At 46.1% G+C, this 13,131-nt stretch carries 13 protein-coding genes and 7 tRNA genes; 5 read left to right on the top strand and 15 right to left on the bottom strand.

What is annotated here, in order from left to right:
- Positions 1 to 284 precede the first annotated feature (284 nt).
- The 4 genes from greA to DYH48_RS03580 all read right to left on the bottom strand — a co-directional run bounded on the left by greA (position 285) and on the right by DYH48_RS03580 (position 3,131).
- Positions 285 to 761 (bottom strand): transcription elongation factor GreA, encoded by a 477-nt coding sequence (gene greA, locus DYH48_RS03595; RefSeq protein WP_006082729.1) that lies wholly within the window; start codon positions 759 to 761, stop codon positions 285 to 287.
- A 371-nt stretch (positions 762 to 1,132) separates the two neighbouring features.
- Positions 1,133 to 1,951 (bottom strand): DUF4198 domain-containing protein, encoded by an 819-nt coding sequence (locus DYH48_RS03590; protein WP_115334072.1) that lies wholly within the window; start codon positions 1,949 to 1,951, stop codon positions 1,133 to 1,135.
- A 54-nt stretch (positions 1,952 to 2,005) separates the two neighbouring features.
- On the bottom strand, positions 2,006 to 2,518 hold the full coding sequence (locus DYH48_RS03585; protein ID WP_115334071.1) for a DUF2271 domain-containing protein: 513 nt from the start codon (positions 2,516 to 2,518) through the stop codon (positions 2,006 to 2,008).
- 16 nt (positions 2,519 to 2,534) lie between these two features.
- Positions 2,535 to 3,131 carry a PepSY-associated TM helix domain-containing protein gene (locus tag DYH48_RS03580; protein WP_006086949.1) on the bottom strand — a complete coding sequence of 199 codons (597 nt, stop codon included), beginning with the start codon at positions 3,129 to 3,131 and terminating at the stop codon, positions 2,535 to 2,537.
- Positions 3,132 to 3,602: 471 nt separating this feature from the next.
- Between DYH48_RS03580 and DYH48_RS03575 the strand changes: the two genes are divergently transcribed.
- Positions 3,603 to 4,307 (top strand): hypothetical protein, encoded by a 705-nt coding sequence (locus tag DYH48_RS03575; RefSeq protein ID WP_172481236.1) that lies wholly within the window; start codon positions 3,603 to 3,605, stop codon positions 4,305 to 4,307.
- Here DYH48_RS03575 and DYH48_RS23655 read toward each other — a convergent pair.
- The 11 genes from DYH48_RS23655 to DYH48_RS03525 all read right to left on the bottom strand — a co-directional run bounded on the left by DYH48_RS23655 (position 4,294) and on the right by DYH48_RS03525 (position 9,067).
- Positions 4,294 to 4,461: a hypothetical protein gene (locus DYH48_RS23655; protein WP_172481145.1), complete on the bottom strand. Its 168-nt coding sequence runs from the start codon at positions 4,459 to 4,461 to the stop codon at positions 4,294 to 4,296. The genes DYH48_RS03575 and DYH48_RS23655 overlap by 14 nt on opposite strands.
- Before the next feature lie 332 nt (positions 4,462 to 4,793).
- Positions 4,794 to 4,868: transfer RNA gene (locus tag DYH48_RS03570), tRNA-Gln, on the bottom strand.
- Positions 4,869 to 4,907: 39 nt separating this feature from the next.
- Positions 4,908 to 4,992, bottom strand: a tRNA-Leu gene (locus DYH48_RS03565).
- 75 nt (positions 4,993 to 5,067) lie between these two features.
- Positions 5,068 to 5,144 (bottom strand) — tRNA-Met (locus DYH48_RS03560).
- Between the two features lies 1 nt (position 5,145).
- Positions 5,146 to 5,220: transfer RNA gene (locus tag DYH48_RS03555), tRNA-Gln, on the bottom strand.
- A gap of 24 nt (positions 5,221 to 5,244) precedes the next feature.
- A tRNA-Gln gene (locus DYH48_RS03550) sits at positions 5,245 to 5,319 on the bottom strand.
- A gap of 74 nt (positions 5,320 to 5,393) precedes the next feature.
- Positions 5,394 to 5,478: transfer RNA gene (locus tag DYH48_RS03545), tRNA-Leu, on the bottom strand.
- Between the two features lie 95 nt (positions 5,479 to 5,573).
- A tRNA-Met gene (locus DYH48_RS03540) sits at positions 5,574 to 5,650 on the bottom strand.
- A gap of 208 nt (positions 5,651 to 5,858) precedes the next feature.
- Positions 5,859 to 6,950: a redox-regulated ATPase YchF gene (gene ychF, locus DYH48_RS03535; RefSeq protein ID WP_006082735.1), complete on the bottom strand. Its 1,092-nt coding sequence runs from the start codon at positions 6,948 to 6,950 to the stop codon at positions 5,859 to 5,861.
- Positions 6,951 to 7,078: 128 nt separating this feature from the next.
- Complete coding sequence (gene pth / locus DYH48_RS03530; RefSeq protein ID WP_006082736.1) at positions 7,079 to 7,666, bottom strand: aminoacyl-tRNA hydrolase; 588 nt, start codon at positions 7,664 to 7,666, stop codon at positions 7,079 to 7,081.
- Positions 7,667 to 7,819: 153 nt separating this feature from the next.
- The gene (locus DYH48_RS03525) at positions 7,820 to 9,067 is read right to left on the bottom strand and encodes an FAD-dependent monooxygenase (protein WP_115334069.1); all 1,248 of its coding nucleotides are present in this window, start codon (positions 9,065 to 9,067) and stop codon (positions 7,820 to 7,822) included.
- A 406-nt stretch (positions 9,068 to 9,473) separates the two neighbouring features.
- Between DYH48_RS03525 and DYH48_RS03520 the strand changes: the two genes are divergently transcribed.
- The 4 genes from DYH48_RS03520 to ybeY all read left to right on the top strand — a co-directional run bounded on the left by DYH48_RS03520 (position 9,474) and on the right by ybeY (position 13,091).
- Positions 9,474 to 9,881, top strand: a complete 408-nt coding sequence (locus tag DYH48_RS03520; protein ID WP_115334068.1) for a hypothetical protein — start codon at positions 9,474 to 9,476, stop codon at positions 9,879 to 9,881.
- A gap of 85 nt (positions 9,882 to 9,966) precedes the next feature.
- On the top strand, positions 9,967 to 11,391 hold the full coding sequence (gene miaB, locus DYH48_RS03515; RefSeq protein WP_006082739.1) for a tRNA (N6-isopentenyl adenosine(37)-C2)-methylthiotransferase MiaB: 1,425 nt from the start codon (positions 9,967 to 9,969) through the stop codon (positions 11,389 to 11,391).
- A 202-nt stretch (positions 11,392 to 11,593) separates the two neighbouring features.
- Positions 11,594 to 12,640 (top strand): PhoH family protein, encoded by a 1,047-nt coding sequence (locus DYH48_RS03510; protein WP_006082740.1) that lies wholly within the window; start codon positions 11,594 to 11,596, stop codon positions 12,638 to 12,640.
- Positions 12,630 to 13,091: an rRNA maturation RNase YbeY gene (gene ybeY / locus DYH48_RS03505; protein WP_012587022.1), complete on the top strand. Its 462-nt coding sequence runs from the start codon at positions 12,630 to 12,632 to the stop codon at positions 13,089 to 13,091. The genes DYH48_RS03510 and ybeY overlap by 11 nt, the downstream gene beginning before the upstream one ends.
- The last annotated feature ends 40 nt before the right edge of the window (positions 13,092 to 13,131 follow it).

Here is a 13,131-nt window from a genome sequence, read left to right as displayed (position 1 = left end):
CTGAGTTAATTCTGATAAAACTTTCTGATGAAGCTCTAGAGTTGCAGCTTAAGTAAAAGTGCACCAAGAGACAAATTAATCTTTATCCATCTTTCAAGTTCAACCCTGAAGCGCGTTCTCCATCCTTGGCTAAACCTTAAATTCGAACGCAAAGTGCAGCCCTAAACACGCATACAAACTCAATGAGCAGATAACAAAAAACCGCCCTAGGGCGGTTTTAGAACGAGCGAGAATCACACTCTCGGTACGATTTAGCCGACTCGATAGCTAAATCGATTCGCTGATTATAAATACTGTACTGAGATGATTTCGTAATCAGTCATGCCACCTGGCGTGGTAATCGACACTTCATCACCTTCATTTTTACCCACTAAGCCACGGGCTATCGGTGAGTTCACTGAAATCAGGTTTTCTTTAATATTCGCTTCATCATCGCCGACTATGCGATAAGTCACTTCAACGTCAGTATCGAGATTTAAAATAGTCACAGTGGCACCAAAAATAATACGACCGTTGTTCACCATCTTAGTGACGTCGATAATTTGCGCGTTAGATAACTTACCTTCAATATCACGGATACGTGCTTCACAAATACCTTGGTCTTCACGAGCCGCATGGTATTCCGCGTTTTCTTTCAGGTCGCCTAGCTCTCTCGCAGAGGCAATCGCTTCAGTGATCTTAGGGCGACGGTCAAACTTGAGAATATCTAACTCTTTACGCAGCTGTTCTGCACCGACAACTGTCATAGGAACCTTAGTCATAACTTCTTTCGTCTCCTTTAAAACAAAAGCAACCCGTGCCAACGCTAAGGTCAACACAGTCAAATGAGGGTGGAATTGCGCTATTCTAATCGTTATGCGCCTTTGATGCATCAAGAACAATGCATTGACGCAGCTTACCCAACCTTAAGCAGAGTTACCAGCAATGAAATCTAAATCCGCGAGTCAAATAGAATCATAGTGGCTGCATTGATTAATAGCCGTATATATAAAGGGTTTTGAAGATAAAAATGCCCACTCGCCGTTGAGGTTGTGGGCATTTAACGGTGAACGCTACGTCATTTATAAACGCTAAATCATTTTTAACACTCAGTCACTTATAACGCTTACTCACTTGAGCGGAAGACTGAATCCTATTCAAGTCCAGCTTCAAACGTAAGGAAAATCTCACTGACGGTTTTATCGGCAAGGGATGTGTCTGCATTTGGACGTTCAATAGATGCATGCAAAAGATAACGTCCTGCCGCAGGCAAGGTCATGGCCACTTTACCGTCTTTATCTGAGGTTAAAGCGATTTCTTCAGGCTTGTTTCGGTATAGGCTGCCGTCTTTCATAATCGCAACACTCACACCTGCAACGGGTTTGCCGTCATAAACAAACTGCAGTGTTGCAGGTTCGTTTTCAACGATATCCGCAGGATGGGTCACTGGGACTAGTTCCAAGTACTCGCCCTTAGGAGCCAAAACCTTATCCGTTGGCTTATTTCGGGTTACGTAGGTTTCCACCCGCGACACATTTAAAGAACCTTCTAATTCAGAGGCGCCCTTTGGCATGACAGCGGCGGTCGCTTTTTTATCTAAACGACTGCGGACAAAGCCTTCTTTGCCTTTCACTTTATAGCGGGAGAAATAACGCGGCGTAACTTCTTTCTCGAACTTATACGTGCCATCTTGCAGCAACTGCACATCAAATACCGACTTACGGCCGCCGGTATAACTTGAGCTTGGAGAGCTTGACTCACCATCAGGCAGTAACACACGTACGTCACTGGCGCTGAAAGGTTTATCCATCATAAACACTTGATTGCTGGCAGACACATCAGAGGTTATCCACACGGCTTCTTGGCTTTCGGCCGAAACATTAAAGTGGCTAGGTAAAATCCATCTATCGTGGCTGCTTGCCAACGGGCTAATACAAAGTATGCTAAGTAATGCAATAAGACGTAATTTCATGCCTTTTCCTTAAGTTTAACGAGTAATGTACGGGCAATATATTCAGTAGCAGGCTCAGCGAGCCATGCCGCTTAAGCGTATGTCGATAACGCCGGTTTCAGTGGTTGCGGGTAACTGCACTGAGAAGTCCCCCGCGGCTAAATCGATGTTTTGTCGCACGAGATCGCGACCGCCATGCTCACGCACCACTTCTATAAACACAGTGTAACGAGCAGGCTCGAGAGCTTTTCCCGCTTCATCTTTTAAATCCCAATCGATTTTGTAATGACCCGCAGGACGTGTGGCTGATGCAATACCATCAACAAAACTCATATCGTCACGACCCGCTTTACGCCACCAACGACGGATGTCTTTAAGCCATTTATGGCCTTCATCCCAAACCCAAAGGCTTAAGGTTTTTACCGGTTGCCCTTGGGTATTTTCAACCCACACGGCCACATAGGGTCTGTGGTATTGGCCTTCGGTAATTTCAGGTAAAGTTAAATCGACGGTCATTTGTGGCGCCGCAAAAGCAGCAGAACTCACAAACAAAGCACTCACCACAATGGTACGAATAAGATGACGCATACTCGGTCTACACTCCTTATGGAACGAAATAAACATACACAAGTCCGCAACTACCGCTGACAAGTACCATGTATAACAATGACTTTTTGAGGCGCTTAGTTTGAGGCAATAATAAGTAAGCCCCAGTAAGCGAAAATAAAATAATCAGCACGGCGCTAAGATCGAGTATCCAAGCCCATGCAGTGCCTGTGTTGCGGCCCTTATGCAAATCATTCACTACAGCAACAACACCGTACTCTAAGGTTTCGACATAGGCTTGGCCGTCGAGTAAGTCCAACGTCAGGCTGCGGTAAGTGCCAGGCCCTTTGCTGACTAAGCTAATTTCGTCTTCATCTATGTCGGCAGTGGCCATATCCATCGCCCATTCACTTTTCAGCCAATGGCCCGTTGCCAAGCGCCACTGGGCATCTTGTGTATCAACGGGTAATAAATAGGCAGGGATGGGCACTTGCTCCCGTTTAGGTTCCTGATCCGCTTGAGAAAACCAATTAGGGTGATTTAACGTTATGCCTGTCACCGCAAAAAACAACATCAGCAACAACAACGCCATAGACACATATACATGGATAATTCGAGCAAAGGATAAAGACGACTTACTGACTCTTAATTTCAATGGTGCACTCTCAAAAGCAACCCGAAGAGAAATGCCTCCAGAATCGGCTTTCCCTATGCAGCCTAAGACTGAAATAAGCTGCATTAAACTAATTTAATGGGTGAGATTAAATGAGATCGATTATCAAATAGAACAAAGTTTACAAACTTTACATATTCAATACTGCAAAAGAAGCTGAAAAATAGGATTGAAGAATAAGACTGAAAAATAAACCGCTTACAGACAAATCTGCATTTAACACTCAAAAGCCATTATCTTTGATTAAATTAGCAGCAAGTCATTTACGGTATCATCTGTAAATACTCATTGGATTCATAGGGATAAAATCCAACATTCACGCTAAATTTTTGGCATAAAATTTACTTTACGCCCCCTCTCGTTTACCTCATTACAATCGGCTACAATCCGCCGCCGGCGACTTGCTGGTACTCCCAAGGAAATATCATCTTGAGTACATCTCTGCTCAAAAAAATGCGCTGCCTGCATATTCTGTGGCTCGCGTTCATGCTCAACGCCTGTGTTGCTCCACTCTTATTAATGTCACCCCAAGGTCAACTGATGTGGGCCCTGCTCAAACCCCTGGTCGGTTTAGATCCAAATGATGTCGGCTTATTCGAACAGCCACTCATCAAAAACCGTATGCAGGAATTGCTGGGTAAAAATTACGATACCACTCTGTCGCTGCTCAAAACGGCCGATAAGATCCAGCAGGAAGGTCCACTTATTTATTTAGTGTCAACTTATACTCCTGTACCTGAGATGGCAGAAAAAGCGGGGCTAGTGTGGAACTCAGACACCAACCAAATGGCAGTCATGCTAATGAAAGGCGGCGCGCCCTTAGTGATCTCTGAGCAATTCAGTAATCAGACAGAAAAGCTAGTCCCAAGCTGGCCGAAGGAATTAGCCGACTATACCGATCCACAGAAGTTACAACAAAAAGCCTTAGATGCGGGCGCGAACCAAGTGCAGCAACAGTTAGCAGTGCCTAATGCCGTCAAAGCAGTTGCCACGGGTGAGGTTAACGCGGTTCAAAGTGCTGTCACTGAGCATGCTGTATTGCCAGCAACTATCACTGATGCGGCAGCAAAAGTAGCCACACCTGCAATGCCAGCGGTTCCAGCGGTTCCAGCGGAAATAAAATCGCTGCCTGTCGTGCCAGAGGTCAAAAAGCAATAACACAGCTCACCACAGTGCCTAATCTACTGGCACTGTGGTATTCACTGTCGTTATATAACAGTGCTAACTCCCCTTCCTCGATATCCTGATTCAAGCCCTGCTTCTTATGGCTGCTGTTATGCTGGTGCTTATGCTGGCTCTTATACTCACTCATAGACTAGTTGTGCCTGCTAACTCTAAGCCTCACTCCACACTCTGTATCCTAGAACTACACGGATAAGGCTTATTCAGCTTGCTGACGACTTAAAATCCAATACATCATTATTGAGTTACCCAACCTATAAACGGCGAGATAAAAACAAACGACAGAAATTCAAGCCAGCTATAGCAAGGACATTGATAGAAAAGGGAAATGCTAAACGAAGAAAACGAAAGAAACCAAACTGCGAATAATGCGAAAGCAGATAGAGAGTGAAAACGAATAGTAAGGATATAGTGAAAAGCTAGAAAGCAAAAAGCCTGTCCGAAGACAGGCTTTTTAACTTTTGGCTGGGGTACAAGGATTCGAACCTTGGAATGCTGAGATCAAAACCCAGTGCCTTACCACTTGGCGATACCCCAATAAACTTGTTTAATCTTCTATCGAAGATTGCATTTTGATGGTACGGGAAGAGAGACTTGAACTCTCACACCTCGCGGCACCAGAACCTAAATCTGGCGTGTCTACCAATTTCACCATTCCCGCATCAAAATGTACCAAAATTGTCTATTCAACAGCTTTGGATTTTTCTCTGATAAATCACTTTAACAGAGTTAAATATGGTAGCAATGGCGGGACTTGAACCTGCGACCCCAGCATTATGAGTGCTGTGCTCTAACCAGCTGAGCTACATTGCCATGGCTGGGGTACAAGGATTCGAACCTTGGAATGCCGAGATCAAAACCCGGTGCCTTACCACTTGGCGATACCCCAATCAACTTGGAAACTGAGAAAAAATGGCTGGGGTACAAGGATTCGAACCTTGGAATGCCGAGATCAAAACCCGGTGCCTTACCACTTGGCGATACCCCAACTAACTCTGTTTCAAACATCCGCTATCGCCGATGCTTCTAAATTCATATATCAAACTTATATTTTAAATATAATGGTACGGGAAGAGAGACTTGAACTCTCACACCTTGCGGCACCAGAACCTAAATCTGGCGTGTCTACCAATTTCACCATTCCCGCACTGCTTCATGTTTACATCTTGAACAGATGCTAGCAATCAATGCTAGAGTAAAATCGACGTCTATTTTATATAAGAATATGCTTCTTAAATAAAATGGTAGCAATGGCGGGACTTGAACCTGCGACCCCAGCATTATGAGTGCTGTGCTCTAACCAGCTGAGCTACATTGCCACTTCGATATTACGCGCCCCTCTCAGCGAGGAACGGGGCGTATTATGCTTATTCGAGGTATCTAGGTCAACAGCTTTTTTTCGCTATTTCCCTTGGGCCAAGCTGTTCGGCTATTACTTCACCAAAGTGAGCAACAGATGTGCTAAATAACACACTATTGCTCGTACTTAGCTTAATTTATCGAGACTGACTACTTGGATAATCCTTGTTATACGTTAAACAAGAAATGCATCACATCGCCATCTTTAACGATATAGGTTTTACCTTCCACACGTAACTTACCGGCTTCTTTCGCGCCAGCTTCACCTTTGTGGGCAATAAAATCTTCATAGGACATGACTTGTGCACGAATAAAGCCGCGTTCAAAATCGGTATGGATAACACCCGCCGCTTGTGGAGCACTTGCACCTACTGGCACAGTCCAAGCACGCACTTCTTTCACGCCTGCGGTAAAATAAGTTTGCAGATTCAGTAATTGGTAACCAGCACGAATAACGCGATCTAAACCTGGCTCTTCGATACCCAGATCTGCCATAAACTCATCGCGATCTGAGATTTCCATCTCAGCCAGTTCAGATTCAATCGCGGCGCACACAGCAACAACGATAGCGTTTTCTGTGGCTGCAATAGCGCGAACTGCGTCTAAGTGTGGGTTGTTCTCAAAACCATCTTCCGCCACGTTAGCAATATACATGGTCGGTTTTAAGGTTAAGAAGTTAAGGTAAGCAACGGCTTCCAGTTCTTCTTTGGATAATTCCATTGAACGCAGCATTTTCGCTTCGTCTAGAATTGGACGCATTTTTTCTAATACTTCCACTTCAAACTTAGCGTCTTTATCGCCGCCTTTAGCACGTTTCTGCTGGCGTTGAACCGCGCGCTCTAAGCTGTCTAAGTCAGCTAAGGCTAATTCAGTGTTAATCACTTCGATATCGCCAGCGGGATCAACCTTGTTAGCAACGTGAACAATATTGTCATCATCGAAACAGCGTACTACGTGACCAATGGCATCGGTTTCACGGATGTTAGCTAAGAACTTGTTACCTAAGCCTTCGCCTTTAGATGCGCCGGCTACGAGACCTGCGATATCTACGAATTCCATAGTGGTCGGTAACACACGTTGTGGATTCACAATCGCAGCTAACGCATCCAGACGTGGATCCGGCACAGGTACAACACCTGTGTTAGGTTCAATGGTACAAAACGGGAAGTTAGCCGCTTCGATGCCAGCCTTAGTTAACGCATTAAAAAGCGTTGATTTACCTACGTTAGGAAGACCAACAATGCCGCATTTAAAACCCATATGCTTACCTTTCTCTCGATTATTGGCTGACAAGTCACACTCATCAGCGAGGTTTAGTCGTCCTGCCCTATGGCAGCACATTACTGAATTAATTAGTTAATTAACTTGAGTCTCGCCAAAGGCAAAACCTACTCCGCTTTAAAGGAGTGTAATCTGTTCATGGCTTTCACCATGTCTTGCTTAAACAAAATCTCGGTAGAACGCACGGCTTCATCTATCGCCGCATCGATAAGCTCTTGCTCTTTAGCTGGCGCTTTGCCCAGTACGTAACCACTCACTTGGTTTTTATCACCGGGATGACCGATACCTAAGCGTAAACGGTAGAAATTTTTATCGTTAGCCAGTTTAGCAATAATATCTTTCAAACCATTGTGGCCGCCATGGCCCCCACCGAGCTTGAACTTAGCTACGCCGGGCGGCAAATCGAGTTCATCGTGAGCTACCAGAATCTCTTCCGGTGTGATACGAAAAAAGTTCGCCAAAGCACCCACGGCTTTACCACTTAAATTCATATAAGTCGTCGGGATCAATAAGCGGACATCTTTACCGTGCAATACGGCTCTGGCGGTCAAGCCAAAATACTTACTGTCGGCGACTAAAGTCACACCGCAAATTCGTGCCAGCTCAAGAACGTACCAAGCCCCCGCATTATGGCGAGTGTGTGCATATTCAGCACCTGGATTAGCCAGACCAACTATTAATTTTATTTCGCTCATGACACTCAATATCGTTATTTCGTCGATGGCAGCCGTGCAAAAGCGTCGACTGAACTGACCATAGCTGCTAAAAACGCGGCATTTTAGCACTCAAAGCCCAAGTCAACAAATGCCACGTCATCCCACTCAGCCAGAACGCAAAACAACGCAGGATTAATTAAGCCCCAATGCATATTTTAGGACGGTCTTTTTGATCGGAGAATTGATGTTTGCCAACTTTAACGCGCCATTGCGCAGCAGCTTCAGCGGCAAGATATCGTTGCTAAAACCGGCGTAAAACACATCCATCGCCGTCATCATCAGCTGGTTATCGCGATAACGTTTGCGCTGATATTGGGCCAGCACTTCATTTGACCACCAGATATTATCTTGGGTTAATGCATCCTTGATGACCGCCAAAAACGCTTCAACATCCTTAAACCCAAGGTTCACCCCTTGGCCAGCGAGCGGATTAATCGTGTGGGCGGCATCCCCTAAAATCACCACGTTCTGACTATAATAACGCTGTGCATGGCGACGAGTGAGGCCAAAACTGCCTTTATTCTCAACGGTGAAATCGGCATCTAAGCGTGCAGGGAAATGCAAACGTATCTGTTCGGCCAACTGTTTGTTGTTAAGCTGCATTAACTGTTTTATTCGGTTGGCGTCGTCGTACCACACCAGCGAAGCATTGTTGCCGGGCAGAGGTAATAATGAACGCGGTCCTTTTGGCGTAAACTGCTGCCAAGTGACATCTTGCTGGCCCTGTGCGGTGTTGATATTGATCAGCATCGCCGATTGAGCATAATCCCACCCTGAAATACCAATCCCAGCCCATTGGCGTACCTGCGAGTGTGCACCATCGGCACCGACCAATAACTTAGCGTTGAGTTTACTATTCGATTGTAAGTGCACACTGACGCCATCACTATCACGGGCAAATGCCACCACTTTATCGGGGCAATATAAAGTAATGCCCGCCAATTGCGTCATTTGTTGCCACAGGGCAAGTTGGATTAAACGGTTTTCAACGATATGGCCTAAATGACTAGCGCCAATTTGCGAGCTGTGGAATTGGGTGATGCAGCCATCAAGCTCCCAAGTTTCTAAGCCAAGATAAGGCACATTGCGCATTTTCAGCAGTGAGTCCAAGGCGCCAAGACGTTCAAGCAGCGTTTCAGAGGCCACACTAATGGCCGAGACTCGCACATCTAACGGCTGTTCGGCTTGATAAGCCTCTGGCGCAAATGATTCAATCACCGCCACTTGCAAGCCCTGCTGGGCTAATCCAATTGCCGTCGCCGCACCGACCATACCGCCGCCGACGAGAATGACATCAAATCGAGTGACGTCTAAATGAGTCACGTCAGAATGAGTTGTATCGGATGTCATCAGTGCACTTGTTTCATCAATTTGGCTCATCTTACTTACCACCTTAGTTACCACCTTTATTGCCTTGTTTATTAATGCCCAAACGACGTCTTTACACTATCTATGCGCCAGCTATTTTACACCGACAGCATTGGCCAAACCTATGCAGGAGAAAGCCACTCACTTTGTATCAAAAGTATGTCTTTTAGCACTCAAACGTGAGCAAATGTTGCTATCACCCCACCTGCTCACAGTTGCTTACAAAGACAAGATTTACCCGTTTCAACACTGACTAAACTCAAGTGGCACGGGCATCATAGCCAAAATCACTTAATCGAGATTTTGTGATTTGGCTGGCGTTATCCGTGCTGAACACTCTCACTTAACTAGCACCTAGCCCTAAGCCGTATTGGACGAGTTAACAAGTGAATCCACCGTATAGATTAGCGAGGATGTCATGAAAACACTGACTCTTTTACCCATAGCCAGTCGCTTATTAATTTGCAGCGCACTTACACAAGACACAGCATTTACATTGGGCACAGCACTCACATTAGTCATTGCACCGCTAGGCCAAGCCATCGCGGCTAGCTCAGCAACTAACTCAGTCGCGAGCCCAAACATTGAAACCATCACAGTGACCTATCGCGACCCGCTCGATTATGCCTTATATCAACATACCACGGAAATGTTGAGCGCATTTCGACTCGAAATTCGTGAAGACATCGGCATTCAAGCGCGTAATAGCTTGATGGAAATGGCCAAAGCTCAGCATGTTAACCGTCTTAACCTCGCCCAACTACAAGCCAGTAATAAAAACCTAGCATTTGTACGGGTATCGCCCTCGGCAAAAGCCAACAGGTAAAAGTGAGGACAAAGCTGGTCAGCAGCCATAACAGCAGGTAAAATGTCGCGCTATTTTTATTGGTCATCTTAGGGCGACACAACTGATGAGTAAGAAACTCCATATCAAGACTTGGGGCTGTCAAATGAATGAGTATGACTCATCCAAGATGGCTGATCTGTTAGGCGAATACCAAGGTTATACCTTGACTGAAGAAGCGTCTGAGGCAGACATTCTCCTGCTGAATACTTGTTCAATCCGTGAAAAAGCGCAGGAAAAAGTGTTCCATCAGCTAGGACGCTGGAAGACGCTTAAAGATAAAAATCCCAATTTGATTATTGGCGTGGGCGGCTGCGTTGCTTCACAAGAAGGCAAAGCGATTAAAGACAGAGCCCAATGTGTCGACATTATTTTTGGCCCACAAACGTTGCACCGTCTGCCCGAGATGATCGAGCAAGTGCGCCGTGGTGACAAAGCGGTTATCGATATCAGCTTCCCTGAAATCGAAAAATTCGACCGTCTGCCAGAGCCCCGAGCCGAAGGCCCAACCGCGTTTGTGTCTATCATGGAAGGTTGCAGCAAGTACTGCTCGTTCTGTGTTGTACCTTATACTCGCGGCGAAGAAGTCAGCCGTCCATCGGACGACATCATCCTTGAAATCGCCCAATTGGCGGAGCAAGGTGTGCGCGAAGTGAACCTGCTAGGTCAAAACGTGAATGCCTATCGCGGCGCAACTCACGATGGCGCTATCTGTACTTTTGCGGAATTACTGCGCTTCGTGGCAGCCATCGACGGTATCGATCGTATCCGCTTCACGACTAGTCACCCGATTGAATTTACACAAGATATTATCGACGTTTACGAAGATACCCCAGAGCTAGTGAGCTTCTTACACTTGCCAGTACAATCGGGTTCTGACCGTATTCTAACGGCAATGAAGCGTGGCCACATGGCGATTGAATATAAGTCAATCATCCGCCGCCTGCGTAAAGCCCGTGAAGGCATTCAAATCAGCTCAGACTTTATCATTGGCTTCCCTGGCGAAACCAAAGAAGACTTTGCTGATACCATGAAGTTGATTGAAGACATAGGTTTCGACCACAGCTTCAGCTTTATCTATAGCGCACGTCCGGGCACGCCAGCGGCGGATTTACCCGATAACGTCGATATGGAAGAGAAAAAGCAACGTCTCGCGATTCTGCAAGACCGCATCACCCAGCAAGCCATGCGCTACAGCCGCCACATGATGGGCACAGTGCAACGTATTCTGGTTGAAGGTCCATCGGTGAAAAATCCAATGGAACTGCGCGGCCGTACTGAGAACAACCGAGTGGTGAACTTCGAAGGTCAGCCAAAACACATTGGTACTTTCGTGGATGTCGAAATCGTCGACGTTTACACTAACTCACTGCGCGGTGTCTTTATCCGCGGCGAAGATGAAATGGATCTACGTCGTAGCCTGCGTCCAGCTGAAATTTTGGCCAAGCGCAAGCAAGATGATGAGCTGGGTGTGACTCAATTTAAGCCATAAGCTTTAAATCGGCTTAAACAGTACCTATATAGAAAAGGGCGACTTAGTCGCCCTTTTGCTTTCACGCACTTTTATTTAAGTCCACCGAGGCAATTGCTATTTTCCGTTAGCAATTATCGGCCATGACTCGTAAACTGAACTTATATTGCGATGGTTAACCAACCTCGTACCTTGCTTTCTTATTCGCTATTGGGAGTGCTATTTGTCCAGTAAATTAACTACCATGAATCTGTATCTCGAACCCGCAGAAACACGCCGTTTGGCTTCACTGTGCGGTCCATTCGATGACAATATCAAGCAGATAGAACGTCGCGTTGGCGTTGAAATCGTCCGCAAGAACAATCATTTCCAGATCACCGGACTGCCACGCAATTGTTTAAGCGCCAACAACTTACTCAAAGAACTCTATATCGAGACCCAAACGGTCAAAGGCAGCACGCCCGATCTTGAGCCTGAACAAGTCCATATCGCCATTCAAGAAGCCATCGCCCTAGAGCAAGAAGACGCGAGCGACGACAGCAGCATTAATATCAAAACCCGCCGCGGTGTCATTAAGCCACGCAATCCAAACCAAAGCTTATATGTGGCCAATATTGTGCGCCACGACATTACCTTTGGTATTGGCCCTGCGGGAACCGGCAAAACCTACCTTGCGGTTGCAGCGGCAGTGGATGCGTTAGAACGCCAAGAAGTGCGCCGAATTTTGCTGACTCGCCCAGCGGTTGAAGCGGGTGAAAAACTCGGTTTCTTACCCGGTGATTTAAGTCAAAAGGTCGATCCTTATTTACGTCCACTCTATGACGCACTATTCGAAATGCTCGGCTTTGAAAAAGTGGAACGCTTAATTGAGAAAAACGTCATCGAAGTGGCGCCGCTTGCCTATATGCGCGGTCGCACCTTGAACGATGCCTTTATTATTCTCGATGAAAGCCAAAACACCACAATCGAGCAAATGAAGATGTTCCTAACCCGTATCGGCTTTAATTCCCGCGCGGTGATCACAGGCGACATTACGCAAACCGACTTGCCTAAGCATCAAAAGTCCGGCTTACGCCACGCGATTGAAGTGTTAAGCCAAGTAGAAGAAATCAGCTTTAACTTTTTCGTCTCCCAAGACGTCGTGCGCCATCCTGTGGTTGCTCGCATCGTCGAAGCCTACGAGGCCTTTGATTTAAAAGAGCAAACCTTAAAGGCCAAGAAAGAAAGCCAATACCAGAAACAACAGGAAGCCGCAGCACATGAGTCTTGATTTAGCCTTAGATATTCAACATGCCACCACCTGCGACTGGTTGCCAACGGACGAGCAATTCGCCCTTTGGGCCACGACCGCGATTGGCAATAGCATGGATGAAGCTGAATTAACTATACGTATCGTCGACAGCCGCGAGAGTCAGATGCTCAATAGCACCTACCGCGGCAAAGACAAACCGACCAATGTGTTGTCATTTCCCTTTGAGGCACCGCCAGAAATTGAACTTCCTTTACTAGGAGATCTTGTCATTTGCGCGGCAGTCGTTGAAAATGAAGCCCGTGAGCAACAAAAAACCTTAGAAGCGCACTGGGCACACATGGTTGTACATGGTTGCTTGCATCTGCTAGGGTATGATCACATCGAAGATGAAGAAGCTGAAGAGATGGAGTCGTTAGAGACCCAACTCATTGAAGGCTTAGGCTTTACTGACCCATATAAGGAACAATAGTTAGCTAAGATAATCCCTATCAAAAGCTAATGAGAAAACT

This window comes from Shewanella baltica, assembly GCF_900456975.1.
Taxonomy (GTDB): Bacteria; Pseudomonadota; Gammaproteobacteria; order Enterobacterales; family Shewanellaceae; genus Shewanella; species Shewanella baltica.
This window is presented reverse-complemented; position numbering and strand designations above follow the sequence as displayed.

Excerpts from the sequence above, each read along its gene's own strand:
- greA (WP_006082729.1), bottom strand. The coding sequence starts at position 761 with ATGACTAAGGTTCCTATGACAGTTGTCGGTGCAGAACAGCTGCGTAAA.
- DYH48_RS03590 (WP_115334072.1), bottom strand. The coding sequence starts at position 1,951 with ATGAAATTACGTCTTATTGCATTACTTAGCATACTTTGTATTAGCCCG.
- DYH48_RS03585 (WP_115334071.1), bottom strand. The coding sequence starts at position 2,518 with ATGCGTCATCTTATTCGTACCATTGTGGTGAGTGCTTTGTTTGTGAGT.
- DYH48_RS03575 (WP_172481236.1), top strand. The coding sequence starts at position 3,603 with ATGCGCTGCCTGCATATTCTGTGGCTCGCGTTCATGCTCAACGCCTGT.
- DYH48_RS23655 (WP_172481145.1), bottom strand. The coding sequence starts at position 4,461 with ATGAGTGAGTATAAGAGCCAGCATAAGCACCAGCATAACAGCAGCCAT.
- ychF (WP_006082735.1), bottom strand. The coding sequence starts at position 6,950 with ATGGGTTTTAAATGCGGCATTGTTGGTCTTCCTAACGTAGGTAAATCA.
- pth (WP_006082736.1), bottom strand. The coding sequence starts at position 7,666 with ATGAGCGAAATAAAATTAATAGTTGGTCTGGCTAATCCAGGTGCTGAA.
- DYH48_RS03525 (WP_115334069.1), bottom strand. The coding sequence starts at position 9,067 with ATGAGCCAAATTGATGAAACAAGTGCACTGATGACATCCGATACAACT.
- DYH48_RS03520 (WP_115334068.1), top strand. The coding sequence starts at position 9,474 with ATGAAAACACTGACTCTTTTACCCATAGCCAGTCGCTTATTAATTTGC.
- miaB (WP_006082739.1), top strand. The coding sequence starts at position 9,967 with ATGAGTAAGAAACTCCATATCAAGACTTGGGGCTGTCAAATGAATGAG.
- ybeY (WP_012587022.1), top strand. The coding sequence starts at position 12,630 with ATGAGTCTTGATTTAGCCTTAGATATTCAACATGCCACCACCTGCGAC.